Below are 24,858 nucleotides of genomic sequence, written 5' to 3'. Positions count from 1 at the left end.
GCACTCCGGCAAGTGCCGGAGTGCGAAACGCGGTTGTCGTAGGGCCCGTGGATCAACTGCTGCCGGGGGACTGGTAAGAAGGTTTCCTATTCGCTAGCATCCCCGGCGGTGGCTTGGCGCGGTGCCCGACGCACATGGGCATGACGCGCTCAGCGAGAGCTCTGACCCGGCCGCCGTGACGCCCCCCTGCCCGCACACCGGCCGGGGCGGGCGGTCACGCACCGGTGTCCAGCTCTCGCCACTCCAAGGCCAGGGAGTTTCAGGGATGCGCCTGAACGCCTCAGCTCCGCCCCTCACGCCCGCGCGGCGCCGTACGGTGGGCGTGATCGTCGCCGCCGTACTCCTCCTCGTCGGCGGCCTGTTGCTCGCTTATCCCGACCGGGCGGGCGCCGCCGCCGATCCCCTCATCTCACGCGGCAGCCCCACCAGCGCCTCCTCCGCCGAGAGCTCCGGCCTCGGTCCGCAGAACGCCGTCGACGGCGACCCGGCCAGCCGCTGGGCGAGCGCCGAGGGCAAGGACCCCCAGTGGATACGCGTCGACCTCGGCGCCACCGCCGACGTCACACGGGTGGCGCTGCGTTGGGAGGCCGCGTACGCCAAGGCCTACCGGATCGAGGTCTCCGCGGACGGCACCACCTGGACCCGCCTCGCGAGCGAGACGGCCGGCAACGGCGGCACCGACGACTGGTCCGGCCTCTCCGGCCAGGGCCGCTACCTGCGCGTGTACGGCACCGCACGTGGCACCTCGTACGGCTACTCGCTGTACGAGGTCGAGGTGTACGGCACCTTCGACGACGGGCCCCCGCCCACCGGGGCCTTCACCGTGGTCGCCGCCGGTGACATCGCCGCCCAGTGCACCGCCTCCGACAGCGGCTGCGCCCACCCCAAGACCGCGGCACTGGCGCAGCGGATCAACCCGAAGTTCTATCTGACGATGGGCGACAACCAGTACGACGACGCCCGGATCGCCGACTACCGCGCCTACTACGACAAGACCTGGGGCGCCTTCAAGGGCAAGACGCACCCGGTGCCGGGCAACCACGAGACGTACGACCCGGCAGGCTCGCTGGTCGGCTACAAGGCGTACTTCGGGGCGATCGCCTACCCTCAGGGCAAGAGCTACTACAGCTTCGACGAAGGCAACTGGCACTTCATCGCCCTCGACTCCAACTCCTTCGACCAGAGCGCCCAGATCGACTGGCTCAAGGCCGACCTCACCCACAACAGCAAGACGTGCATCGCCGCCTACTGGCACCACCCGCTGTACTCCTCGGGCGGACACGGCAACGACCCGGTCAGCAAGCCGGTCTGGAAGATCCTGTACGGCGCCCGGGCCGACCTCGTGCTCAACGGCCACGACCACCACTACGAGCGCTTCGCCCCGCAGGACCCCGACGGGCGGGCCACGGCCGACGGAATCACCGAGATCGTCGGTGGGATGGGCGGTGCCGAGCCCTACCCGATCGAGAACGTCCAGCCCAACAGCCAGAAGCGGATCAGCGGTCAATACGGCGTCCTGAAACTGGACTTCACCGACTCCGGCTACGGCTGGACCTACGTCGGCACCGACGGACAGACCAAGGACACGAGCCCGAAGTACACCTGCCACTGATGTACCTGGCGACCACAGGCCGCCGGGACGCGTCGGCCCCGCCCGCCACCGGCGGAACGGGCCGACGCGTCCCCGGCACCGTCCTGGCACTCGGCGCGGTCAGCCTCGTCACCGACATCTCCTCGGAGATGGTCACCGCGGTGCTACCGCTCTACCTCGTCCTCGGACTGGGTCTCTCACCCCTCCAATTCGGCTTCCTGGACGGCCTGTTCAACGGCGGCTCCGCGATCGTACGGCTGCTCGCCGGACACGCCGCCGACCGCGGCCACCGGCACAAACGGGTCGCCGGAATCGGCTACGCCCTCTCCGCCTGCTCCCGGCTCGGCCTGCTGCTCGCGGGCGGCGCCGCCACCGGCATCGCGGCTGCCCTGGCCACCGACCGGATCGGCAAAGGCATCCGCACCGCGCCCCGCGACGCCCTGATCACCCTCAACAGCCCGCCCGACGCACTCGGCCGCTCCTTCGGTGTGCACCGGGCCATGGACACCACGGGCGCCCTGCTCGGGCCGCTCGCAGCGTTCGCCCTGCTCGGCGCGACCGCCGACGCCTACGACGCGGTGTTCGTCGTCAGCTTCTGCGTCGGCCTGCTCGGCGTGCTGCTCCTCGTCCTGTACGTTCCCGGACACCGACCCGCATCACCGCTCCCGGCCCCGACTCCACGTAGGGCAAAGCCATTCGGTGCCCTGCGAGATCCGGCCTTCCGGCGCATACTGGGGGCCGCCGCACTGCTGGGCGCCGCCACGATCGGTGACGCCTTCGTCTACCTCCTGCTGCAGCACCGACTCCACCTCCCTGTCGGCTGGTTCCCGCTGCTGCCGCTCGGCGCGGCCGCGTGCTACCTGCTGCTCGCCGTACCGGCCGGCCGTGTCGCGGACCGGATCGGGCGACGCATCCCGTTCCTGTCCGGCCACCTCGCGCTGCTCGGCGTGTACGCCACGCTCCTCGCCCCCGTCGCCGGCCCACCTCTGCTCGTCCTCGCACCGGTCCTCGTACTGCTCGGCGTCTTCTACGCCACCACCGACGGGGTGCTGATGGCCCTCGCCGGATCCGTGCTGCCCACGGACGGCCGCGCGAGCGGGCTCGCCCTGCTCCAGACCGGTCAGGTGCTGTCGCGCATGCTCGCCGCGGCGGGCTTCGGCGCCGCGTGGACGGTGTGGGGGCCGAGCCCCGCCCTCTGGGCGGCGACAGCGATCCTGCTCGCCGCCCTCGCGGGCGGCTGGGCACTGCTGCCGCGCACCCCGGCCTCTGCAGGGCCACCAGTGGATCAGACACCTGAGAGGCGGACCGTATGACTGCCGGACTCCCCGGACCCCCGAGCCCCCTCGGACCCCGGGCACGTATCGCCGTCCTGGTGGCCGCGGTACTGCTCCTCGCGGCCGGTTCCGTGGGGTACGCACTGCACGCCGAGACCCGCGCGGGCGGCCAACAGGCCGGCGCCGACGCCTCGTTCACCCTCGGCGGGCCCGCACTGTACTTCCGGGACACGGCCACCGGACGCGTCGCGCACCAGCCTCGCGCCGCAACTCCCGGTGCCGGCACCACCGTTGCCCGCACCACCGGCGGCCCCGCCTGCGACCGGTTCCACGCGGCAGGGGGCACCGCGCTCTGCCTGCGTGCCAAGCCCGGGGTGCTGCCGAGGACGTACGCGATCGTGCTCGACCGGCGGCTGCGCGAGGTGCGGCGGATCACTGTGCCGGGCATTCCGACCCGGGCCCGTGTCTCCGCCTCCGGGCGGATGCTGGCCTGGACCGTGTTCGCCACCGGCGACTCCTACGCCACCACCGCCTTCTCCACCCGCACCGCCGTCCTCGACCTGCGCACCGGCTACCTCATCAAGTCCATGGAGGAGATCCCTCTCACCATCGACGGCGTCCGCTATCACGCCCCCGACCTCAACTACTGGGGGATGACCTTCGCCCGGGACGACAACCGCTTCTACGCGACGGTCTCCACCAAGGGCCGCACCTACCTCGTGGCGGGCGACATGAAGCACTGGTCGGCGAAGGCGCTGCGGCCGAACGCCGAGTGTCCGTCCCTGTCGCCCGACAACACCCGGATCGCCTTCAAGAAGAAGGTGTCCGACGACCCGTCCGCGCCGTGGCGGCTGTACGTCCTCGATCTGCGGACCATGCGGGAGACCGCGCTCGCCGAGACCCGCAGCGTCGACGACCAGGCGGCCTGGCTGGACGACAGCACCGTCGCGTACGCCCTGCCGGGTGCGGGCGGCGGTCGTAGGAGCGACATCTGGAGCGTCCCCGCGGACGGCACCGGCGCAGCCCGCAAGGTCGTGGCGGGCGGGTCGTCGCCGGTGGCGGTGGGCTGAGAGGAGGGTGTCCGTCCGCGGTGGGGCCGACCGGTCGGCCCTCTCTCCGCCTGTGATATCTCTGCCCCTAGGCAGGGTTTGCCACCTCATAAGCCGGCCTTATGGGGGCATAGATCGGACCCGGGTGCTAACTAAGGCTTGCCTTAGTCTACGGTTGCGGACGAGTCAGTTATCGCCGCTCGAAGGGAACCTGATCATGCCCCGCCCCCTGCGGGTAGCCATCGTCGGTGCCGGACCCGCTGGGATCTACGCCGCCGACGCGCTGCTGAAGTCCCCGATGGCCGCCACCGAGCCCGGTGTCTCCATCGACCTCTTCGAGCGCATGCCGGCCCCGTTCGGTCTGATCCGTTACGGTGTCGCCCCCGACCACCCGCGCATCAAGGGCATCATCACGGCCCTCCACCAGGTGCTCGACAAGCCGCAGATCCGCCTCTTCGGCAACGTCGACTACCCCGGCGACATCAGCCTGGACGACCTGCGTGCCTTCTACGACGCGGTGATCTTCTCGACGGGTGCCACCGCCGACCGGGCCCTGGACATACCCGGCCTCGGCCTCGACGGCTCCTACGGCGCCGCGGACTTCGTCTCCTGGTACGACGGCCACCCGGACGTACCGCGGACCTGGCCGCTGGAGGACGAGAAGGTCGCCGTCCTCGGTGTCGGCAACGTCGCCCTGGACGTGGCACGCATCCTGGCCAAGACGGCCGACGAACTGCTGCCCACCGAGATCCCGCCGAACGTCCACGAGGGGCTGCAGGCCAACAAGGCCCGCGAGATCCACGTCTTCGGCCGACGCGGCCCGGCCCAGGCGAAGTTCAGCCCGATGGAACTGCGCGAACTGGACCACTCGCCCAACATCGAGGTCATCGTCGACCCCGAGGACATCGACTACGACGAAGGCTCGATCGCGACCCGGCGCGGCAACAAGCAGGCCGACATGGTCGCCAAGACGCTGGAGAACTGGGCGATCCGCGACGTCGGCGAGCGGCCGCACAAGCTGTTCCTGCACTTCTTCGAGTCGCCGACCGAGATCCTCGGCGAGGACGGCAAGGTCGTCGGCCTGCGCACCGAACGTACGGCCCTGGACGGCACCGGCAACGTCAAGGGCACCGGTGAGTTCAAGGACTGGGACGTCACCGGGATCTACCGCGCCGTGGGCTATCTCTCCGACCCGCTGGCCAAGCTGCCCTGGGACGTCGAGTCGGGCACGGTGCCTGACAAGGGCGGCCGGGTGCTCGAGGACACCGGCGAGCACCTGCAGTCGACGTACGTCACCGGCTGGATCCGCCGTGGCCCGGTCGGCCTGATCGGCCACACCAAGGGTGACGCGAACGAGACGGTCGCCAGCCTGCTGGACGACCACGAGAACGGCCGTCTGCACGAGCCGACTTCGCCCGCACCGGAGGCCGTGGACGCGTTCCTCGCCGAGCGGAACGTGCGCTTCACGACATGGGAGGGCTGGTACCGGCTCGACGCCGCGGAGAAGGCGCTCGGCACGCCGCAGGGCCGCGAGCGCGTGAAGATCGTTGAGCGTAAGGACATGCTCAAGGCGAGCGAGGCGTAGGCGGATCGCCTTCAGGTACGACGGATCTGGCCCGGAGGCGTGCGTCGCCTCCGGGCCGGACCTGTCCCCGCGCCGGCGGCAAGGCGCTGACCGGGTGCGTCAGCCTTCCGGCCGGTCCGGGTGTATCCGTGCCGCCAGGATCGCGAAGTCGTCCTCCGCGGCGGGCGGGGCGACGTCGTCGAGCAGGCGGTCGAGGAGTTCTTCCGTCGACTCCCGACCGCTCAGCCGGAGGCTTGTGAGGCGGGCGAGGGAGGCGTCGATGTCCTCGGAGCGGCGCTCGACCAGACCGTCCGTGTAGAGCAGCAGGGTGTGGCCGGGGCGGCACGGGGCGGCCATGGTCGCGTAGCCGCCGAAGCCCATGCCGAGGGGCGGGCCGGGTGGCACCGGGACCAGAACGACCGTGCCGTCGGGAGCGACGGCGGCGGGCGGGAGATGCCCGGCACTGGCGTACAGACATGAACCTTCGGAAGGGTCGACGACGGCGATCACGCACGTCGCCGGGCGCTGCACTCCGACCTGAGCCAGCAGAACGTCCATCCGCTCCAGGATCCGGTCCGGCCGCAGGTCCTCGCTCGCCGCCACCCGCAGCATCGCCTGGTAGCGGCTCATCTCCACCGCCGCCTCCAGACCATGGCCCATCACGTCACCGACCGCCATCAGGGTCCGGCCGCCCGGCAGCGCGACGATCTCGAACCAGTCGCCGCCGACGAGCACGCGCCGCCCGGCGGGCCGGTACCGGTGCGCGATCTCCACGTCCGGATGCGGCAGACCCGGCTCGGCGAGCATCGCCCGCTGCAACTCGACGACCGCGTTGTGCTCGGCCGTGTAGCGCCGCGCGTTGTCCAGGCTGATCGCGGCCCGGCCCGCCAGGTCCAGCGCGACCACCGCGTCCTCTGCCCCGAACGCGGGTGAGTCGCCGGCCCGGATCAGGGTGACGGTGCCGACGTCGTGGTTGCGAGCCGTGAGCGGGACGACGAGCGCCGAGTGGATGCCCAGTTTCCGGTAGGCGGCGACCCGGTCGGGCTGCGGGGCGGAGCGGCCCAACTCCGCGTCCGCGAGCAGGTTCTCGATGATCGGCAGCCTCGCGTCCAGACAGCGCGGGATCGTCGACCCCGGCTGGTAGTCGACGTACGAACCCGGCGGGCCGAAGCGTCGTACCGCCTCGCGCAACTCCGGTACGGAAGCCATCGCGGCCCGGCGCAGCCGCAGTACTCCGCCGCCGGGCCTGCGGGCGGACCCCGTCTGCGGGAACACCTCCACCGTTGCCACGTCAGCGATACGGGACACCAGGAAGTCGGCCAGCTCGCCGCAGGTGGTGTCCATGTCGAGGGTGGTGCCGATCCGGGTGGCGGCCGCGTCCAGCAGGGCCAGCCGTTCGCGGGCCTGCTCCAGCGCGCGCTGCTGCTCCCGCGCCGCCGAGATCTCCAGGATGATCCCCACGACGCCGAGAACGGCGCCGTCCGGTGCCTCCAGACGGTGGTAGGCGCCATGCCAGTAGCGGCGCTCCAGCGGCGATTCGGCGCGGGTGTGCCCACTGGAGACGATCTCGCGCGGCCGGCCGTCCTTGAGGACCCGGCGCATCACGTCCTCGCCCGCATCGATGTCCGGGACGATCTCGGCGATGGAACGGCCGAGGTGCTCGGCGGCCGCGACACCGTTCATCCGGGCGAGCGTGGGATTGACGTACCGGTAGCGCAGCTCCGTGTCGAGGACGCCGACGGCGGCCTCGGTGTCATCGAGAATCCGGCGCAGCAGCATGGCGACGCGCGGCGACGAGGGTTCGTCGAACAACCCGGTCAGCCTCCTCGATGTGCTCGTGCCGGGAAGGCCGGATCGAAGGCGGGAAGCAGTTCGGCGAAGCCCCGCAGAGCTTGTCCGTCGCCTTCCAGTGTCGTCGCTTCTCGCCGCGTCGGCTGACCGGCAGCGAAACGAGTAGCCCAATCAGGTGACCGCTGCCGGGCCGTGGGTGGTGTCGGGACAGGGAGTGTGCGGGCCTTCTCCTTCTGCCCGGCTCTCAGTGGGCTGAGCGGCTCCGGGCTGCCCCGGCGGCGGCGCTGCGCCACTCGCCCGGTGACATTCCGTAGGCGCTGCGAAAGACGTGGCTGAAGTGGGCGGGGCTGGAGAATCCCCAGCGTGCGGCGACGGTGCCGATCACCCTGTCCGTTCCGTCGTGCCGGGCCAGCTCCTCCTTGCAGGCCTCCAGCCGGCGCTGTCGCACCCAGCGGCCCACGGTGGTGCCCTGTTCGTGGAACAGCTTGTGCAGGTAGCGCAGCGAGATGTTGTGCTCGTCGGCGAGCAGCCGAGGGGACAGCTCCGGCTCGCCGAGGCGGCGCTCGACGGATGCCTTCACCTGATCGAGCAGCGTCGGACCTGCCCCGGCCGGAGAGAAACCGGGCGTGGTCAAGTGGCCCGCGGCCAAGGTGGCGAGGAGATCCGCGATGGTACGGGCGAGCTTCTCCCGCAGGGGCGGCGCCGTCGCGGGGACCTCCGCCACCAGACCGGACAGCAGCGGCAGGAGGAGCGCGGCGGGCCCGCCGGGGGCGTCGCCGACGGGCGTGGCGGTGAGCTGTCGTACCTGCGTGTCGTCCAGCCGCAGCAACTGGCGGGGCATCATCAGGACACAGGAGCGGTAGCGCTCGGACATGACGAGTTTGAACGGGCGGCCGGCGTCGTAGAAGGCGAGGAGTCCAGGACGCAGTTCTGTCGAGCGGCCGTCCTGGAACAGTGCCACCGTGCCGTGCAGTTGGAGGCGGGCGAAGATGTACGCCTGGTTGTCCGAGGCTATCTCCTCGGGCGTGCGCATGAACTTGACCGGATCGGACTCCTCCGTCGCGATCTGCAGGGGACCGATCCGGTCGGCGTACACCGACGCCCGCCACGCCCCCGGATCGTCGACGAGCACCTCCAGGCTGACGAAAGCCCTGGACAGGGCCTGCTTCCAGGAGGTCATCCGGTCTGTGGGCGGGCTCGTTTCCGTGGAGAGGGACAAGTGCAGTGCCGGGCTCAGCGGCTGGGGACGGGGCACCGGTCCTCCTCACGGGAGCCTTGGGTACGTTCACGCAGCAGCCATTCCGTCGGAGGCATGCCGTACCGGCTCCGGAACACCCGGCTGAAGTGGGTCGCGCTGGTGAATCCCCAGCGACGGGCGACCGCGCCGATGCCCGCGCTCGCCACCCCAGGGCTCGCCAGCTCCCTGCGGCACTCCTCGAACCGGAGTTCCCGGATCCAACGGCAGACCGTGGTGCCCTCGTTCTCGAACAGGCGGTGCAGATAACGCACGGAGATCTGATGAGCTCGGGCAATGACCGCGGGCGTCAGGTCGGGATCGCTCAGATGCCAGCGGATGAACGTCTGTACGCGCAGGAGAAGAACCTGATCGGTTCCGGGGCCGTCGGCCGAGCTCTTGCCGAGTTGTTCCTGGGCGACGGCGGCCAGGAGGTTCACAGCGCTGCTGCCCAGCCCATGGGCGATCGCATCGGAGTAGGAGGCGCAGGTGTCGGCCAGCCGTGCCATGAACGGCGAGAGCACCGCCGCAAGCCCCGCCGTCGGGCGCAGGGCCCTGGCCGTGATCCGTTGCAGATCCGCCTCCGACTGGCCGAGCAGGCGCCGCGGCACGGCGAAGACCCGCATCCGGAAGCGCTGCGGATAGCGCGTGCGGAAGGGGCGGATGGTTTCGTAGAAGGAGACGTCCCCCGGATGCAGTTCTGTGGAGCGGCCGTCCTGCTCGACCTGGGCGATACCAGTGTCCTGCTGAGCGACGAATATCTGTTCGCCGTCGCCGCGGGCGATGAAGCGCGGCGCTCGGTAGACCTCTCCCGGATCGCAGTCGACCGTGATGATCTGCAAGTCTCCGAGCTGGTCCGTGCGCATCGTCGCGTTGTAGGTGCTGCCCTCGGCGAAGATGTCCATGCCGACGAGCGTCGCGAGGACCGCGTCGTGCCAGTAGGCCAGGCTCTCTCGGCGCGGCACCGAATGCGTGGACAGCACCTGGCTACGTTGCGTCGCAGTGACGTCGAGGCCGGTGCCGCCGCCCCATCGAGGGGAGACAGTGATCGCAGGCATGGGGCCAGCGTGCCGTCAGCAGGGGGCGAACGCATCAGTCGGCTGACTGGTCCGTGCGTCGGACTTCGCAGTCTCCCGGGCGTGCTCAGTCGAGCAGCCGGCGCAGGAACGCGCAGCCCTGGCCCACCGCGGCCTGCGTCGTGGGGCTCTCGCGCAACGAGGTCAGCGACACGAAGTCGTGCACCGTGCCCAGGAAGCGGACAGCGGTCACCTCGACACCCGCACGGCGCAGCTGGTCGGCGTACTGCTCGCCCTCGTCCCGGGCCACGTCGGCCTCCGCCGTGACGACGAGCGCCGGTGGCAGACCCGCGAGCTCGGCGGGACTCGCGCGCAGTGGGGAGGCGGTCGGCTCGGCCTGTTCCTCGGGATCGTCGGTGTACTGCTCCCAGTACCAGTGCAGCGCCTCCTGGGTCAGCAGGTACCCGCGGGCGAACTGCCGCTGCGAGGGGCTGTCGCAGCGTGCGTCCGTGATCGGGTAGTACAGGAGCTGGGCTTGGATGCGCGGGCCACCGCGCTGCTTCGCCATCATCGTGAGCGCTGTGGCGATCGTGGCGCCCGCGCAGTCCCCGGCAACCGCCAGCCGACTCGTGTCCAGGCCGAGCTCACCGGACTGCCCGACGGCCCAGATCAGCAGTGCATAGCACTCCTCGACAGCCACGGGATAGCGGGCCTCGGGCGTCCGGCTGTATTCCGGGACGAGGGCCGCCGCACCTGTGCCCAGCACGATTTCGCTGATCAGACGGGCGTGGGTCTGCGCGTCTCCCAGCATCCACCGGCCGCCGTGGACGTAGAACACGGTCGGCAGCGGTCCCTTCGCCCGGGCCGGCCGGAAGATCCAGAAGCCCACCAGGCCGGACGGTCCCACGGGCGCTGCCTGGAAGGTGACATCCACCTTGAAGTCGTCGATCTCATGACCCTGGGACTCCAGCAGTGCCTGTCGGCCGTCGACGGGTCCCAGCTCATGCAGGAAGGGCGGTGCGGACGACGCCTCGACGAGCCTTCGTGCCAACGGTTCGAGGGCGATGACGGACGGGCTGTTCGCGTCGGTGCCCCGCTCGGGGTCCGGCCGCATCCCACTCATCTCTCAACCGTCCCTTCAGTCACTTTCGAGTATGTCGCGCAGTTGATGACGGCTGCTGATGCCGAGCTTGGGATAGACGTTGTACAGGTGCGAACCCACGGTGCGCGGGGACAGCAGGAGCTGGGCCCCGATCTCACGGTTGGACAGTCCGTTCGCCGCGAGCCGGACGATCTGCCGTTGCTGGGCGGTCAGTTCCGCCAGTGGATCAGCGGATGCCGGAGCAGAGGCTACGCCGCTGGCGCGCAGTTCGCCATGGGCCTGCTCCGTCAGGGACTTGGCGCCGAGCCGGGTCGCGGCCTCCAGGACGCTCGCGAGTTGGGTGCGGGCTTCCAGCGGCCGTCTGCGTCTGCGCAGCCAGATCGCGTAGTTCAGGCGCGCCTGGGCACGTTCCATCGGCCACTGGTCCGCCACCGGGTTGACGACGGCCAGCCGGAAGTGGTGCTCGGTGTCGGCCTCCTCGTCGACGAGGGCCGCCGCATGGTGCATGAGCAGCTTCATCCTGGTCGTCGGCCGGGCTCCCTCGTGTGCGCGAACCGCCGCGAGGATGCGCGCCGCTTCCTCCTGCCGGCCGATCCGCTGAGCGGCGGCGGCGAGGACGGCGATGGACCGGCTGGAGAGGAAGTAGTGGAGGGGCGCACCGTCGTCGGCGAACAGGGAACGGAAGTGGCGGAAGGCGTTCTCACAGTCACCGAGGTCCATCGCGGTGACACCGCGGGCCCGCAGCATCCGGGCGTGCGTGGCCCGGTTCTCGTCGAGGCTGACGGAGTGCCAGTGGGAGCCGGTGAGTACGATCCCCGGTTCGCTCTCCCCGCGCAGAGCACGCAGGGTGACCCGCAGGGCTTCGAGATCCATTTCGACGTACGTCATCCTGCGGACCACGGCGAAGGCATGCGCCTCCTCGATCAGCTCCGCTGCCTCGGCCCATCGTCCGGTGCTCAGCAGGGAGTCCACCTGCAGAGCGAAGTAGCTCGTTGCCGGGCCCATGGCGCCGTGCGCCTGGAGAGGCGCGAACGTCTGCCGGAAGAGATCCACACACTGGTCCGACTCGTCGGCGAAGTAGGCGAGTGAGGCGATCTGGTTCAAGTAGGTCAACGTCGCCAGACCATGGGCAGCTGAGACGCGTGGTGAGGCGGTCAGACTGCTCAGCAGGCCACGGGCGTGCGCGGCAGGGTCGCTCAAGGTCAGAACGACCGCTTTGAGGGAGGTGACCACCTCGTCCGGAACGAGATAGTGGTGGTGGGGTTCCGCCTCGTCGAGCTCGTGCCGTTCGGTCTGCTCGATCCGTGCGATCTGTTCGAGCATCCCCGGCAGCACCTGCCGGTGTGCCATGAGTCCGGACTGATGGGCGATCCCGGCGGCGATCGCGGTCAGGGTGAGGGCCACCCTGCTGCCGCGCGGGGGATGGCGCTCCCACACGTCCAGCACGAGGTCGAAGGCCTCTCTTTGGAACGAGGAGAGCGACAGAGCCCAGCTCGTGGCGGAGGTGGCGATGCGCAGCAGGTCGGCGTCGCGATTGACCGCAGCGAAACGCGCGTACAGCTCGCGAACCCAGGCAGGGTCTCCGAAGTCGTTCGCGGCCGTCAGGGCCTTGGCGAGGCGGCGGGCACGGTCGTCGTCGGAGGGGCTGAAACGTGCGGCCAGCTCGAACGCCTTGGCGGTGGCGAAGAGGCCTCCCCTTCGTTGGGCGAGCAGGGCGGTGTTCTCCAGGGCCGTGGCCACCGACTCGTCCGGGCCGATGGCCGCTCCTGCCAGGTGCCAGGCCTGACGGGACGGGTGCTCGCCGAGGACGGCTGCCAGGTCCTGGTGGGCCTGCTGCCGCTGCTGAGCGTGCTCGCGCTGCAAGGCCGCGGTCCGGATCAGCGGGTGGCGGAAGGCGACACGTCCGTCGGTGACGCTGACCAGGCCCGCTTCCTCCGCCGGCTCCCACACCGCGAGGTCCTGGCCGGCCCCCAACGCGGCCATGACGGTCGTCAGCTCCTCCTGCTCCGAAGCGGCCGCCGCATACAGCACGGCGCGCTGCGTCGCCGCGGGCAGCCCCGTCAGCTGGGCGGCGAACATCTGCTGGATGCGCGAGGTCCGTGGCCTGCCGTCGCTGGACAGCGCGGAAGCGCCACCGGTGCGCAGGGCCTGGCACAGCTCGATGATCGCCAGCGGATTGCCCTCCGCCTGCCGGAGCAGGTCCAGCCTGGCGCCCCCGGTGGGCGCACCGGGCAGTGAATCCAGGAGCTGGGCCGCCGACTGATCCGACAGCGGGCCGAGCGAGAGCACCGTGAGACCAGGGGCCACACCCGGCGGGGGCACCTCGCCGCGTGCGGCGAGCAGTACGGCCACGGGCTCGGTCGTCAGGCGTCGCGTCACGAAGGAGAGGACTTCCAGCGAGTCCCGGTCGCAGTGCTGGATGTCGTCGACCACCAGCAGCACCGGGCCCGTCCGCGCGACCTGCCCCAGCAGCGTCAGGACCGCTACGCGAAACAGCAGGGGTTCCACCGGGCCGGTGGCCGGGGCGAGCCCGAAGGCCGTGCGCAGAGCGTCGCGAAGATGTTCCGGGAGCGGGTCGAGGTCGCCCAGCACCGGGAGGAGCAACTGGTGCAGCGAAGCGAACGAGTGCTGTGCCTCGGCTTCGCAGCCCTGGGCGGGCAGCACACGTGTGTGCCGCAGCCTCGCCTGCTCCGTCGCGAAACGGAGCAACTCGGTCTTGCCCGCACCGGCGTCGCCCAGCAGGAGAAGGGACTGAGGCCGGCTGCGACCCAGCTCCACACAGTCCAGAATCAGGCCGAGCTCCACCTCTCGACCGACCGGGAGCACACCGTCCGACCTCCGGCCGCCGGGCCTGGCATCGTCCCTGCCAACAGTGGTCCTGTCCATCGTGTGGATCCCAACTGTTGCGGTCCGAGAGGTCGGCGCACCCACCGCGGCACGGCATCCCACCTGACCGGGACCATGCTACGTGGCCGAGCCGTCCGGTCGGTGACGGACGAGGGCGACCCCGAAGGTGAGGCCTGACACCGGGGCGGAGGTCGGCATCGCCGCGACCGTTGTCCGACCCGCCTGGCAGAGTGTTCGCCATGGAGCAGCAGGAACAGCGCATGTCGGTTCGCCTCGTCGTCGTGGACCCGGACCTCTCCGCCCAATGCGACCGGGTGGAGAAGCACTTGCTGGCGCCGTTGGCCGGATCCCCCCGAGTGACGGATGATCATGGGCTGTTCGCGGACAGTCTCGACGCCTTCCTGCGCATCCGGGAAACGCTGGCCGCCGCGGTGGCGAGAGGACCGCGGGTGTGGACGCCGAACGGCCGCTGGGAACACGAGGGCCTGCGCATCCTCACCCTGCCCACCGCGGAGACGGACGTGCTGTACGCGCTGCTCCGCGAGCTGTCCGGTGCCCTGGTGGCGCCGCGGGACCTTCCCGACCCGTCAGGCCTCGCCGCCGCACTCCACGGCGGCGTCCTTTCGGCGGCGGAGCCCGCGGTGGGCCTCGTCGGGGCGTTGGCGCGCGTCCTGTCGATGGTTGACCTCACGCCCGACGCCGACGCCGACACCCTCTTCGCGGCAGTGGAAGCGGCCGACGGCGAGGACGTGAGGCTGACCTACGCACAGGAGGAGGCGTGGCAGCGTCTCGCCCACCGGGTCACCATGCTGCTGACCGAGTCCGCTCCGCTGCACCGCTTCCTGTAGTCGACGACCCGGGACGGGATCACGCCCTACCGGATTCAGGCGTACGACTCGGGGGCCGGCGGTGCTCGCCCAGGCGCACCTGCTCCTCGTGGCCGTCGGGAAAGCGCACCTCAACGGTGTTCCCGGCTGTCACCGCGGCGTGCGTGCCCGTGCGCAGAGCGTGCGGGTCGCGGTGGACGGACGGGTCGGCGGTGAGGACCACGAGGGTCACCAGCAGCAGGGTGCCGCCGGGATGCGTCGAGGTGAGCAGGGGAGTGGCGGCGTAGCGGCCGTAGGCGTTGTGGCCGCGGGTGTGCGCGACGGTGCCGTGGTGCGGAGCGTGCGCGGCCGGATCGCCGAGCAGGTTCACCAACGCGGTGGTCAGACCGTCCTGGCGACGGGCCAGCGCCCACCCCGGGCCCGTGTCGCCGGCGGGCGGGGCGGTGTCGCAGGCCACGGCCCAGCCGCCTTCGCGCACCGTGGTGCCGGCCGGCGCCTCGACCTGGTGCACGCGCACCTCCCACGCGCGGTGGACCACGCTCATTGTGGTGATGCGCGAAGGCGTCTCCCTCTTTGGCCCCAGCGGCGCATGCCACGACGCCGCCTGGCGGCCGTCGGCGTACAGCGGATGGATGCGCCCGCGACGGGAGGCACCCGAGGTGCCCAGCAGCGCGAGATGGTTGTCCGGGCCGGGCGGCTCCTCGGCGGGCGGCGTCTGCGGGGCGGTGGCGCTGGAGTAGGCGAACCGCGTGTAGTGCGCGTTGTCCTCGGACTCGGCCGGGTCCGGCGGCAGCCGGTCGCTGCCGTGATTGACCAGCCGTACGATCCCGTCGGCGGACGTGGAGTGCAGCAGCCACCCGGGAGCGGGCAGGGCCACCTGGCGGTCCGCCGTCTCGACGGGGCCCGGCTCCTCGGGGGCCGTCCACACCGGGTGGTCGGCGGGCAGCAGCAGTCCGAGGAACGCCTTGCTCGCCCAGTACGGGGAGGCGGGACCCGAGTAGCGCTGGGTGACGGGGCGGAAGGGCCGGTACCACCCCAGGCTCAACAGGCCCTGCTCGTCCGGGACTCCGCGCTCGGCGAAGTGCTTCAGGGCGCCGGAGGCCAGCCGGCGGGTGAGGCCCGGCGGAAGGGGCGTGGCGTCGGCGAGGGCGCCGGCCCACAGCGGTGCGGCGGTGGCGAAACGGTAGGTGAGAGACCGGCCCTGGTGCACGGGCGCGCCGTCGGAGCCGAAGAAGTACTGGTGCACGGCGAGGAACTCGCGCAGCCGCTCGCGGTGCCGGGCCACTGCGCCGGGGTCGGCGCGCGGCCCTGCGATGCGTGCCCACAGTGCTGGATACAGGTGCAGCGCCCAGGCGTTGTAGTAGTCGAACTTCCGCCCGTCGCCGTCGGTGTACCAGCCGCCGCCCCGGTACCAGTCCTCCAGGCGCCCGAGCCCCGCGTCGATCTCGGCACGGCTGTGCGGGGCGCCGACGGAGGCGAGGAACTCCTCCGTGATGACCTGGAACAGCCGCCAGTTGGAGTCGTTGACCCGCGCGCCGACGAACCCGCCGAGCCAGGCAACGACCCGCTGCCGTACGCCGTCGTCGAGCCGGTCCCAGAGCCACGGCCGCGTCTCGTGCAGGGCGATCGCGACGGACGCGGCCTCCACCATCGGCTGGGCTCGGTCGCGGATGGGCGGCCAGCGCTCGGCGCCGTACGGATCGGTGCCGGCGGCGAGCCCGGCCGCGTACCGCTCGATCAGGGCGGGGCCGGCCTGCCCGCCGGAGCCGGCGATACGGAAGGCGGCGAGCAGGAAGGAGCGGGCGAAGCCCTCCAGGCCGTCCGACCACGGGCCGGAGTGGCTCGCCGGGCCGGGCAGCCGGTACTGGGCCAACTCCGGTGAGGCGTACGGCAGAAGGCCGTCCAGGAGGCGGTCGGCCGTCGCCTCCCAGTGGAGGCGGGTCCAGCCGGTGAGCGGGGAAAGTGCGGGGTCGGAGGGCGGCAGGCGGCCGGCGTCGGCCGAGAGGTGCGGCGCGGTCATGCGGGGGTGGGTCCTCCGTCTGTCACAGGCCGCGCCCCGGCGGGGGTGCAGCGACGCTGTCGCGTACGACGATGTGGGTGCCGAGCAAGTGGTGGGCGCCCGCCGCCTGTTCGGGGTCGCGCAGGGCGAGGCGAACGGCGGCCCGGCCCAGTTCCTGGGACGGTGTGCGGACCGTGGTGAGCGGCGGGTTGAAGTCCTCCGCGAGCGGGATGTCGTTGTATCCGACGATCGAGATGTCGTCCGGCACCCGCAGGCCGGCCTCGCTGATGGCGCGGATGGCGCCGGCGGCGACCATGTCGTCACCGGCGACCACGGCGGTGAACTCCCGCTTGTCCTTGAGCAGTTCGGCCATCGCCCGGTGCCCGGCGCCGCGACCGAGGCCGCAGTCGACGACGTGCCCGGCCTCGGCCGGCAGGCCGTGTTCGGCGAGTGCGGCCCGGTAGCCGGCGACGCGGGCGTCCAGGGTGGTGTTGCCGGGCAGGCCGCCGAGGAAGACGATCCTGCGGTGTCCCGCCGACAGCAGGTGGCCGGTGACGGCGCGGGCCCCGGCCTCGTTGTCGAACTCGACGACCAGCGCGGGGATGTCGGCGTCCGGCGCGGGCCGCCCGCACAGCACAAGGCGGGCCCCGGCGGCGTCGAGGGCCTGCGCGTAGTGCGCGACCCGCTCCCGGTAGGCGTCGTCCTCGACGACACCGCCCACCAGGATCACCAGGCGGGCGCCCTCCTCCCGCATCAACTGGACGAACTCCAGCTCCCGTTGCGGATCCCCGCCGGTGGCGCCGACCAGGCAGAGCCAGCCGCGTTCGGCCGCCTCCGCCTCCACGCCCTCGGCGACCTGGGCGTAGAAAGGGCTGGTGACCTGCCGCAGGACGACGGCGACCATCTTGCGACCGCCGCCGACCAGGGCGCGGGCGTGGGCGTTGGCGACGTAGTCGAGCGCCTGTGCCGCCCGCAGCACCCTGGTGCGGGTGGCAGGGGGGACCGGGTAGTTGCCGCTGAGCACGCGCGAGACCGTGGCCACGGACACACCCGCCCGCTCCGCCACCTCGCGGATCGTGACCCGCCCCTTTGTCGCCATGTCGTTCCCCGTTCCTGTTCGCCGTGATCTGTCCGCCGGTGCCGCCTCACGCGTTGGCGGCGTACTCCTTGGCGTATTCCTGGGCCATTCTGTCGCCGCCGCGCGAACGCCATTTCTTGACGGCGGCGTCGTATTCGGACAGCGGGCTGCGTCCGGCGATCACGGCGGTGATCGTGTCCTCCATCAGGGCCTTGAGAGTGGTGCCCTGCGCGGTGTTGGCGCGGGACTGCAGCCCGTACGAAGCGTTGCGGATGGCGACCGGAACCACCTTCTGCTGCCAGGCGTGCAGGGCGCGGACCGCCTCGGGCCGCTCCGGAACGAACAGCACCTGCGGTCCCTCGGCGAGGTATTTGAAAGGCAGGTTGGTGATGTTCTCGACCTCGCCGAGCTTGGTGGGCTGCGGTGCGCCGTCCTTGCCCCGGGTGAAGTGGGGGCCCTCCAGGCCGTAGTGCGTGAGTTCCCACTCCTTCGTGCCGAACGGGGCGGCCAGGTAGTCGAGGATGCGCAGCAGGAGTTCGACGCGCTCCTTCTTCGCCTTCTTCAGCACGGTGTAGCCGAAGGAGCGGCGGGCGGCGACGACGCCGCCGGCCGTCCCGTCCACGCCGTACGGCAGCGCGGGCGCCGGCGTCAGCAGACCCTCGGAGTCGGGGTACAGCGCCTGGTATGCGCCGAAGCCGTTCTGCATGGAGCCGGCCGTCCCGTTGAGGAACAGCGTGCTCAGGTCGGCCGACGACAGCGAGGTGGCGTCGGGGTGGTAGGAGCCGTTCTTGCGCAGCTGTGCCTGGTAGACGACGGACGCCTTGAAGCGTTCGTCCTCGAAGCCGGAGTGGAAGACGCCCTTGGCGTCGACCGACCAGCCCTGCGGCGCGTTGTGGGCCGCCGAGTGGACGGCGTTGCCGAACAGCGAGCCGGTCGCGGCGCCCAGCGCGTATGTCTTCCCGTGCGTGGCCTTCTTGGCGACGGCGGCGAAGTCCGCCGAGGTCCAGCCCTCCTTCATGCCCGCGCCGGTGAACATGCCCTGGTTGACCCACAGGGTGGACCCGGGCAAGGGCCGTTCGAGCGGGATGCCGTAGATCTTGCCGCCGATGCGGCCCATGTCGCGCCAGGCATGGGTGGGGATGCCCGCCAGGTTGGGGTAGTCCTTTACGGACGCGCCGGACAGGAACGGGGTCAGGTCCTCGGCCCGCTTCTGCACGAACTGCGCCTCGCGGGGCAGGACGAAGCCCGAGAAGATGTTGATGATGTCGGGCAGGTCGTCGGCGTCACCGGCCATCACCGTGGCCATCTTCTTCTGGTAATCGGCCTGCGAGATGACGGTGAACTCGATCTTGACGCCCAGGGCCTTCTCGACGGCCCGCCAGTACTGGTTCTGCGCCCTTCCCTTCGGGGGTACGCCGAAGGTGACGGCCATGACCTTGACCGTGGAGCCGTCTCCCGGGGTGCGGGCGACCGAGGTGGTCAGGTCGGCGGGGTAGGAGGTGTAGCCGGGCTGGACGCCGGCGTCGGTGGGGGCGAGGTCGGGCTTGGGTCCGGTGGCAGCGGCGTAGGCGGGCCACGGGGCCAGCTTCTTGCCCGCGTTGGAGACGTCGCCGTCGTCGGATCCGGTGGAGCAGGCGGTCAGCAGACCGGGGACGGAGACTGCGGCGCCGCCCGCGGCCATGGAACGCAGCAGGGTGCGTCGGGACATTCTGGGCATGGGCGAATGACCTTTCTGGATGCGGCTCTTGAGGGCAGGACCAGATGTTTGATGTGGCGTCAGCTCTTGATGGCGCCGGTGAGCACGCCCTTGGTGAAGTACTTCTGCAGGAAGGGGTAGACCAGCAGGATCGGCACGGTGGCGATCACGAGGACGGCCATCTGGATGGTCTGCGGTGCGTTGACCGTGGCTTCGCCGGTGGTGGTGTCCGTGAGCCCGGAGCCGGCCACCACGTAGGTGCGCAGCACCTGTTGGAGCGGCCAGTGGTCGCTCTCCAGGTAGAGCGAGGCATAGAACCAGGAGTTCCAGTACGCCACCGCGTAGAAGAGGCCGACGACCGCGAGCGCCGCCTTCGACAGGGGGATCACGATCGTCCACAGCACACGCCAGTCCCCGGCGCCGTCCAGCCGCGCGGCCTCGTACAGCTCCTCGGGGATCCCCTGGAAGAAGCCGCGCAGAACAACGAGGTTGAAGACGTTGACCAGTACGGGCAGGACCAGGGAGGCGTAGCTGTCGAGCAGTCCGAGTTCCTTGACCACCAGGAAGCTCGGGATCATGCCGGGCGGGAAGAGGAAGGTGAACAGCACCAGCAGGAGCACCGGCTTGCCGCCGAAGACTCCGGGGCGGGACAGGGCGTAGGCGAGTGTCACGGTGCAGACGAGGCTGAGCAGCGTGCCGACGATCGTGACACCCGCGCTGACGCCGAGAGCGTGGGTGACGATGCCGCCGTCGAGGATGTCCCGGTACGCCTTCAGGGTCGGGTCCTTGGGCCACAGCACCCAGCCGCCGTTGGCCACCACCTCGCGCTGCGAGGCGAGCGAGGTCGACAGGATCACCAGGAATGGCACGCAGACCAGCAGGACGACCACAGTGAGGGCCACCGCCTTGGCGGCCTGGGTGGCGGGCCGCGGCTTCTCCATCCAGCCGGGCCGGGCATGAGCGCTCACTTGTAGACCCCCTGTTCGCCGAGGCGGTGGGCGACCTTGTTGGCCGCGTACACGAGGAGCGCGCCGACCAGGCCTTTGAACAGGCCCGCTGCCGCGGCGAATCCGTAGTCACCGCCGACGATGCCCTGGTAGTAGACGAAGGTGTCGATGATCTCGGCGGCCTGCGGGCCGACCGCGTCGCGCTGGAGCAGCATCTGCTCGAAGCCGACGGAGAGGATGTCACCGAGCCGCATGATGAGCAGCAGCACGACCACCGGACGGATGGCGGGCAGAGTGATGTGCCAGAAGCGCCGCCAGGGACCGGCCCCGTCGATCGCGGCGGCCTCGTACTGCTGCTCGTCGACCTGGGAGAGTGCGGCGAGGAAGATGATCGTGCCCCAGCCGGCGTCCTTCCAGATCACCTGCGCGACGACGAGCGGTTTGAAGGCGTCCGGGTTGCCGATGATATCGACGGTGTGCAGACCCGCGTCGCCGAGATAGCTGTTCACCATGCCCGTGTCACCCAGGACCTGCTGGAACAGCGCGACCACGATCACCCATGAGATGAAGTGCGGAAGATACGCCACCGACTGCACGAAGCGGCTCACCGAGCTCCAGGTCAGGCTGTGCAGCAGCACGGCGAGCGCGAGCGGGACCGGGAAGTAGAACACGATCTGGAGGAACGCGATCCAGAGGGTGTTGAGCACCGCGTCCCAGAACTCGGCGTCCTGGAACATCCGTTGGAAGTTGTCGAGGCCGACCCAGGGGCTGCCCCAGATGCCGTCGAAGGGGACGTAGTCCTTGAAGGCGATGACGTTGCCGGCGAGCGCTCCGTAGTGGAACACCAGGAAGTACGCGAGAGCGGGCACCATCAGCAGGGACAGCGTCCTGCTCCGGTGTTTGTGAAAACCTTTTCGCTTCATTGGAGCGCCTGTCGGGTGACGGGATGAGGGGCTCGCCGTCGATTTTCCAGGGCGCTCGCGCAGCAACGCTGCCACGGAGCCTCCTCGGCTGCGGGTAGGGAGTGAAGGGAAGTTAAAACGTTTTCAGAGGCGGGTCAACACCTCTGGCGCAGATCCGTGGCCGGCTTCCGGCCTTGGGGGGAGCGGATGTGCAGTTTCGGACGAGAGGACTTGATGTGGCGTCAACCGGTCGGCGGAGCAACGCACTTCCGCGAAGATTGGCGCGCGGGCGGCTGACCGGGGCGAGGCTGTCAGGCGGAGGCGGGCGGCGCCTGGGCGCACCGCTCGTCACGGGTGCCCTTCACGGGAGGGTCCACGTGGCGTGCCAGCTTGCGGCCAAGTGCCTGACTTGGCGCTTCGATACAACGGTGGGTCAGCACGCACAGTGGCAACAGCACGGCGAAGAACGCCACTTCGAGCACAACCTCGTCTCGGCGCCAACGGCCGAACAGGCCGTCGATCACGGCGAGCAGCACCGGATGCACCAGATACACCGAGTAGCTGATCGTTCCCAGCCCGGTCAGCCAACGCGGTATCCGCCGATGACGCCACGCCAGGCCGGCACCGAAGGTGAGCACGGCCAGCAGGAAGGCCACGATCCAGCCGCGTCGCGTGTACTCGGTGCCGCGACTGTGCGCGTACGCACTCCCCACGGCGCAGGAGACCACCACGGCGGCTGTCGACGCCGCACACCACCAGCTGCTCCGGCCCGTGTCGGCCCGGTAGACGACGGTGCCCAGGAACATCACGGCGAGGATCACCAGGCCCTCCCACATGGGGACGGTGCCATTGAAAAGCACGAGAACGAGCGCCAGCACGCCGCCCAGTACGCCCCCGAACACGCGCAGCGCGGGCGAGCCTGAGCTTGCGCAGCAGATGGCGACCACCAGGATGATCGAGGCGAACACGATCAACGGACCGGTACCGATCGCGCCGGAGAGGGCGGAGGACGCAACCATGCCCCCTGCCGTGCAGCTCACGGCGGCGAACACGCCCAACGTGACGGCGACGGCCGCCGACCGCTGGTGCAGACGGACCGTGAAGAGCGCAACGACCAGCAGGTAGAAGGCCATTTCGTAGGAGAGCGTCCACAGCACGAGAAGGAGATCGCGCGTCCCGAGCACCTCTTGGAGCAGGGTGACGTGGGCGAGGACCACGGTGGCTGCGCTCTGGCGGCCGAAGTCGTCGCGGATCTGGGCGACGCCCGCCAGGTGAAGTGCGAGGACCGCGGTGACGGCAGCCGCGCAGAGCGGGTAGATGCGGAAGATCCGTCCGATCCAGAAGGTCCGGATGCGGCCCCGGCGTTCGAGCGACGCAGGGATGATGTAGCCGCTGACGAGGAAGAACACCATGATGGCGTACCGACTGGTGTTGAACTGAGGCATCAGCTCCCGCCGGAACTCCGCCATGAAGGTGTACGACGAGTGGTCAAAGGCCACGACGAGTGCCGCGATGCCGCGCAGGGCATCCAGCCACGCCAACCGCGAGGGAGCGGTCGGCGTATCGGATACGGATAATCGGGGCGGCGCTGAGGGCAGCCGCTTCGGCGGCTGAGAGACGGAGAGTGGGGGTTCCATACCCATTGTCACGTGTCGGCTTGCGCCGATATTCAGCTCCACGCCGATCAATTTCCGGCATGTCGGTTCCCTCCCCGGACAAGGACGGTGCCGAAGCCTGCGCCGTGGCGATCAGTTGATCAACGAACCGACGGGCCCCGGCTCCAGGTCCGCAGGACGACCTCCCGCCCCTTCGAGATACGGATGACCGGCTCGTCGCCCGTCAACACGAACCCGGTCGCCCCGGCCACCGCCTCGCTCGCGGCGTTGCCCGCCTCGATGCGCAGCAAGGTGCGCCGCGCCCCGGTGGTGCGCTCGGCGTATCCGGCGAGGAGCCGCACCGCGTTGGAGGCCAGGCCGCGCCCTCGGTGTGCGGCCCCGACGCCGTAGGCCAGTTCGACGTCCCTCGGGTCGGAGGCGCTGAGGAACAGCAGGACCTCACCCAGTGGTCGGACGCCGTCCGTGGTGATGGCGAGTTGCACGGACTGCCCCTGGGCGCGCTTGTCGTGAGCCGCGGCGAGATACGCCCTTGCCGCTTCGACGTCGAACGGGGAGGCCACCGGCGTCCATCGGTCGATCTCGGAATCGTCGTACAAGGCGACCAGGTCCGCCACGTCGTCGTCGGACCACTCCCGCAGCCGTATGCCGAATCCTTCGAGTCGTAGTACGTCGGGCAGGATGAACGTCGGTCGGCTGTCCATGGGTTGATCCTCCCGCGAGTGTGTCGCCGCGGCCAAGGGGGCATCCCCGGTTCGCTGTGATCTCCTCGGCGACCGGGCCGTCGAGGGGGTCGCGGACGCAGTCGTGGTCAAGCGTGAGTGCGGGATGCGGCAGGTGACACGGTCGGGAGCGCGGCACTCTGCAGAGCGGTGATGCGCTGGATGACGCACAGCACGAGGCCCGCCGCGGCGAGGTTGAACGCTTCCGACACCACGAGGAGGGGCAGCGAGGTTCCCTTGCTGAACTGGGACCCCGCCGCGAGCAGCCCGTGTCCAACCCATGCGACCCACCAGGCGTTCACCAGGGCGTCCTTGCTTCCCTTCTCCGCCGCCTCGGTGCTGCTTGCCCGCTGCACATCAAGGAGGAGTCCTCGCGGGACCCACAGGTTGACCACGGGTATGAGCCAGGCGACGACGGCCCAGACCGCGGACCCGTCGCCGGCGACATGTGCGTTCCGTCGGCAGCGGCTGAACCACACCAGGAAGAGCACGACGGCCGCCGTCATGACGTACACGAACACCATCGACGCGAATCCCGACCTGCTCGGCGACGCGTCCGTGGGGTGCAGTCGGTGATCCCTGACAGCCACCACCCGGAACACATCCGCGACAGCTCCCACGCCTATCGCGGCCTGCGCGAAGCGTGCGAGGAGCCAAGGTGCCTTGTCGACAGAACCGGTCACGGTGGGAGACCTACTCTTCACGGGAGCCTGCGCTGTGGCCGCGCGGCGGGGGATATCGGCGCCTCGGATCATAGGCTTCCCCCATCCTGGGTTGACATGCAAGTAAATGCCTGCATAACTTTGAGTGTGCGATCAGAGGACGACCTTGCGATGGACCAGGTCTTCAAGGCGCTGGCCGACCAGACCCGGAGGCGGCTGCTGGACCGGCTGCACGAGCACGCCGGGCAGACGCTCGGTGAGCTGTGCGAGCACATCGACATGACGCGCCAGTCGGTGACCCAGCACCTGGGTGTCCTGGAGGCCGCCAACCTGGTCAGCACGGTGCGGCGGGGACGCGAAAAGCTGCACTACCTCAACCCGGTGCCGCTCCACGAGGTCCAGGAGCGGTGGATCGACAAGTTCGAGCGCCCGCGCCTGCGCGCGCTGAGCGCTCTGAGGCAACGAGCCGAGGAAGCCATGACGGACAAGCCGAACTTCGTCTACGTCATCTACATCCGGAGCACGCCCGAGAAGGTCTGGGACGCGCTCACCGACGCCGACCTCACCGCCGCCTACTGGGGCCACAGCAACGTGTCGGACTGGCGGCCCGGCTCCCGGTGGGAACACCGGCGCACCGACGGTTCGGGCATCGCCGACGTCATCGGCACCGTAGTGGAGAGCGACCGCCCCGCACGCCTCGTGACCACCTGGGCCGCACCCGAGGACGAGGGTCAGGAGGACAAGTGCACCCGGGTCACCTACGACATCCAGCCGCACGCCGACATCGTCCGGCTCACCGTGACCCACGAGGACCTGCCCGACGAGGCGGCGCTGAGCGACGCGGCCTCCGGCTGGTCGGCGGTGCTGTCCAACCTGAAGTCCCTCATCGAGACCGGTAGTCCGCTGCCGCAGGAGCCGTGGCTCATGCCGGGCCGCTGAGCCCG

At 70.3% G+C, this 24,858-nt stretch carries 19 protein-coding genes; 6 read left to right on the top strand and 13 right to left on the bottom strand.

The genetic code is table 11. The features are described from left to right. Window positions 1-265 precede the first annotated feature (265 nt). The 4 genes from ACN6LB_RS19600 (at window position 266) to ACN6LB_RS19585 (ending at window position 5,499) form a co-directional block, all read left to right on the top strand. Window positions 266-1,612, top strand: coding sequence for a discoidin domain-containing protein (locus ACN6LB_RS19600; RefSeq protein ID WP_445027051.1), 1,347 nt, complete (start codon window positions 266-268; stop codon window positions 1,610-1,612). Further along, on the top strand, window positions 1,612-2,904 hold the full coding sequence (locus tag ACN6LB_RS19595) for an MFS transporter (RefSeq protein ID WP_445027050.1): 1,293 nt from the start codon (window positions 1,612-1,614) through the stop codon (window positions 2,902-2,904). Before ACN6LB_RS19600 ends, ACN6LB_RS19595 begins: the two co-directional genes overlap by 1 nt. Next, window positions 2,901-3,935, top strand: a complete 1,035-nt coding sequence (locus ACN6LB_RS19590; protein ID WP_445027049.1) for a hypothetical protein — start codon at window positions 2,901-2,903, stop codon at window positions 3,933-3,935. The genes ACN6LB_RS19595 and ACN6LB_RS19590 overlap by 4 nt, the downstream gene beginning before the upstream one ends. 196 nt (window positions 3,936-4,131) lie before the next feature. Further along, window positions 4,132-5,499 carry an FAD-dependent oxidoreductase gene (locus tag ACN6LB_RS19585; RefSeq protein WP_445027048.1) on the top strand — a complete coding sequence of 456 codons (1,368 nt, stop codon included), beginning with the start codon at window positions 4,132-4,134 and terminating at the stop codon, window positions 5,497-5,499. Between the two features lie 99 nt (window positions 5,500-5,598). Here ACN6LB_RS19585 and ACN6LB_RS19580 read toward each other — a convergent pair whose 3' ends face one another. The 5 genes from ACN6LB_RS19580 to ACN6LB_RS19560 form a co-directional block, all read right to left on the bottom strand. Continuing rightward, entirely contained in the window at window positions 5,599-7,257 is a 1,659-nt protein-coding gene (locus tag ACN6LB_RS19580; protein WP_445027057.1) for a SpoIIE family protein phosphatase, read from the bottom strand. 256 nt (window positions 7,258-7,513) lie between these two features. Next, window positions 7,514-8,524 carry an AraC-like ligand-binding domain-containing protein gene (locus ACN6LB_RS19575; protein WP_445027047.1) on the bottom strand — a complete coding sequence of 337 codons (1,011 nt, stop codon included), beginning with the start codon at window positions 8,522-8,524 and terminating at the stop codon, window positions 7,514-7,516. Then, complete coding sequence (locus ACN6LB_RS19570; RefSeq protein ID WP_445027046.1) at window positions 8,503-9,561, bottom strand: helix-turn-helix domain-containing protein; 1,059 nt, start codon at window positions 9,559-9,561, stop codon at window positions 8,503-8,505. The genes ACN6LB_RS19575 and ACN6LB_RS19570 overlap by 22 nt, the downstream gene beginning before the upstream one ends. Before the next feature lie 85 nt (window positions 9,562-9,646). Beyond that, entirely contained in the window at window positions 9,647-10,633 is a 987-nt protein-coding gene (locus ACN6LB_RS19565; RefSeq protein WP_445027056.1) for an alpha/beta hydrolase, read from the bottom strand. A gap of 24 nt (window positions 10,634-10,657) precedes the next feature. Next, window positions 10,658-13,426 (bottom strand): AAA family ATPase, encoded by a 2,769-nt coding sequence (locus ACN6LB_RS19560; protein ID WP_445027045.1) that lies wholly within the window; start codon window positions 13,424-13,426, stop codon window positions 10,658-10,660. Window positions 13,427-13,707: 281 nt separating this feature from the next. Here ACN6LB_RS19560 and ACN6LB_RS19555 point away from each other — a divergent pair, with 281 nt between their 5' ends. Next, complete coding sequence (locus ACN6LB_RS19555) at window positions 13,708-14,316, top strand: hypothetical protein (protein WP_445027044.1); 609 nt, start codon at window positions 13,708-13,710, stop codon at window positions 14,314-14,316. Window positions 14,317-14,335: 19 nt separating this feature from the next. Here ACN6LB_RS19555 and ACN6LB_RS19550 read toward each other — a convergent pair whose 3' ends face one another. The 8 genes from ACN6LB_RS19550 to ACN6LB_RS19515 all read right to left on the bottom strand — a co-directional run bounded on the left by ACN6LB_RS19550 (window position 14,336) and on the right by ACN6LB_RS19515 (window position 23,935). Continuing rightward, window positions 14,336-16,315 (bottom strand): DUF2264 domain-containing protein, encoded by a 1,980-nt coding sequence (locus ACN6LB_RS19550; protein ID WP_445027043.1) that lies wholly within the window; start codon window positions 16,313-16,315, stop codon window positions 14,336-14,338. 22 nt (window positions 16,316-16,337) lie between these two features. Further along, window positions 16,338-17,393: a LacI family DNA-binding transcriptional regulator gene (locus ACN6LB_RS19545; RefSeq protein WP_445027042.1), complete on the bottom strand. Its 1,056-nt coding sequence runs from the start codon at window positions 17,391-17,393 to the stop codon at window positions 16,338-16,340. Window positions 17,394-17,439: 46 nt separating this feature from the next. After that, window positions 17,440-19,089, bottom strand: a complete 1,650-nt coding sequence (locus ACN6LB_RS19540; RefSeq protein ID WP_445027041.1) for an extracellular solute-binding protein — start codon at window positions 19,087-19,089, stop codon at window positions 17,440-17,442. Window positions 19,090-19,148: 59 nt separating this feature from the next. Continuing rightward, window positions 19,149-20,036, bottom strand: coding sequence for a carbohydrate ABC transporter permease (locus tag ACN6LB_RS19535; protein WP_445027040.1), 888 nt, complete (start codon window positions 20,034-20,036; stop codon window positions 19,149-19,151). Beyond that, window positions 20,033-20,887: an ABC transporter permease gene (locus ACN6LB_RS19530; protein ID WP_445027039.1), complete on the bottom strand. Its 855-nt coding sequence runs from the start codon at window positions 20,885-20,887 to the stop codon at window positions 20,033-20,035. Before ACN6LB_RS19530 ends, ACN6LB_RS19535 begins: the two co-directional genes overlap by 4 nt. A 341-nt stretch (window positions 20,888-21,228) precedes the next feature. Next, window positions 21,229-22,605, bottom strand: a complete 1,377-nt coding sequence (locus tag ACN6LB_RS19525) for an acyltransferase family protein (RefSeq protein WP_445027038.1) — start codon at window positions 22,603-22,605, stop codon at window positions 21,229-21,231. Between the two features lie 68 nt (window positions 22,606-22,673). Continuing rightward, window positions 22,674-23,234: a GNAT family N-acetyltransferase gene (locus ACN6LB_RS19520; protein WP_445027037.1), complete on the bottom strand. Its 561-nt coding sequence runs from the start codon at window positions 23,232-23,234 to the stop codon at window positions 22,674-22,676. A 107-nt stretch (window positions 23,235-23,341) separates the two neighbouring features. After that, window positions 23,342-23,935, bottom strand: coding sequence for a DUF4328 domain-containing protein (locus ACN6LB_RS19515; RefSeq protein WP_445027036.1), 594 nt, complete (start codon window positions 23,933-23,935; stop codon window positions 23,342-23,344). Window positions 23,936-24,085: 150 nt separating this feature from the next. Between ACN6LB_RS19515 and ACN6LB_RS19510 the strand changes: the two genes are divergently transcribed. Beyond that, window positions 24,086-24,853: an ArsR/SmtB family transcription factor gene (locus tag ACN6LB_RS19510; protein WP_445027035.1), complete on the top strand. Its 768-nt coding sequence runs from the start codon at window positions 24,086-24,088 to the stop codon at window positions 24,851-24,853. The last annotated feature ends 5 nt before the right edge of the window (window positions 24,854-24,858 follow it).

Source organism: Streptomyces sp. SAS_270 (assembly GCF_052543295.1).
The sequence above is the reverse complement of the archived record's forward strand: the minus strand, read 5'-3'. Positions and strand labels throughout refer to the sequence as shown.

Bases quoted from the DNA above. Each gene is read 5' to 3' on its own strand.
- ACN6LB_RS19540 (WP_445027041.1), bottom strand. From the start codon at position 19,089: ATGCCCAGAATGTCCCGACGCACCCTGCTGCGTTCCATGGCCGCGGGC.
- ACN6LB_RS19595 (WP_445027050.1), top strand. From the start codon at position 1,612: ATGTACCTGGCGACCACAGGCCGCCGGGACGCGTCGGCCCCGCCCGCC.
- ACN6LB_RS19565 (WP_445027056.1), bottom strand. From the start codon at position 10,633: ATGCGGCCGGACCCCGAGCGGGGCACCGACGCGAACAGCCCGTCCGTC.
- ACN6LB_RS19530 (WP_445027039.1), bottom strand. From the start codon at position 20,887: ATGGTGCCCGCTCTCGCGTACTTCCTGGTGTTCCACTACGGAGCGCTC.
- ACN6LB_RS19555 (WP_445027044.1), top strand. From the start codon at position 13,708: ATGGAGCAGCAGGAACAGCGCATGTCGGTTCGCCTCGTCGTCGTGGAC.
- ACN6LB_RS19580 (WP_445027057.1), bottom strand. From the start codon at position 7,257: ATGCTGCTGCGCCGGATTCTCGATGACACCGAGGCCGCCGTCGGCGTC.
- ACN6LB_RS19590 (WP_445027049.1), top strand. From the start codon at position 2,901: ATGACTGCCGGACTCCCCGGACCCCCGAGCCCCCTCGGACCCCGGGCA.
- ACN6LB_RS19545 (WP_445027042.1), bottom strand. From the start codon at position 17,393: ATGGCGACAAAGGGGCGGGTCACGATCCGCGAGGTGGCGGAGCGGGCG.
- ACN6LB_RS19585 (WP_445027048.1), top strand. From the start codon at position 4,132: ATGCCCCGCCCCCTGCGGGTAGCCATCGTCGGTGCCGGACCCGCTGGG.
- ACN6LB_RS19600 (WP_445027051.1), top strand. From the start codon at position 266: ATGCGCCTGAACGCCTCAGCTCCGCCCCTCACGCCCGCGCGGCGCCGT.
- ACN6LB_RS19510 (WP_445027035.1), top strand. From the start codon at position 24,086: ATGGACCAGGTCTTCAAGGCGCTGGCCGACCAGACCCGGAGGCGGCTG.
- ACN6LB_RS19520 (WP_445027037.1), bottom strand. From the start codon at position 23,234: ATGGACAGCCGACCGACGTTCATCCTGCCCGACGTACTACGACTCGAA.
- ACN6LB_RS19550 (WP_445027043.1), bottom strand. From the start codon at position 16,315: ATGACCGCGCCGCACCTCTCGGCCGACGCCGGCCGCCTGCCGCCCTCC.
- ACN6LB_RS19570 (WP_445027046.1), bottom strand. From the start codon at position 9,561: ATGCCTGCGATCACTGTCTCCCCTCGATGGGGCGGCGGCACCGGCCTC.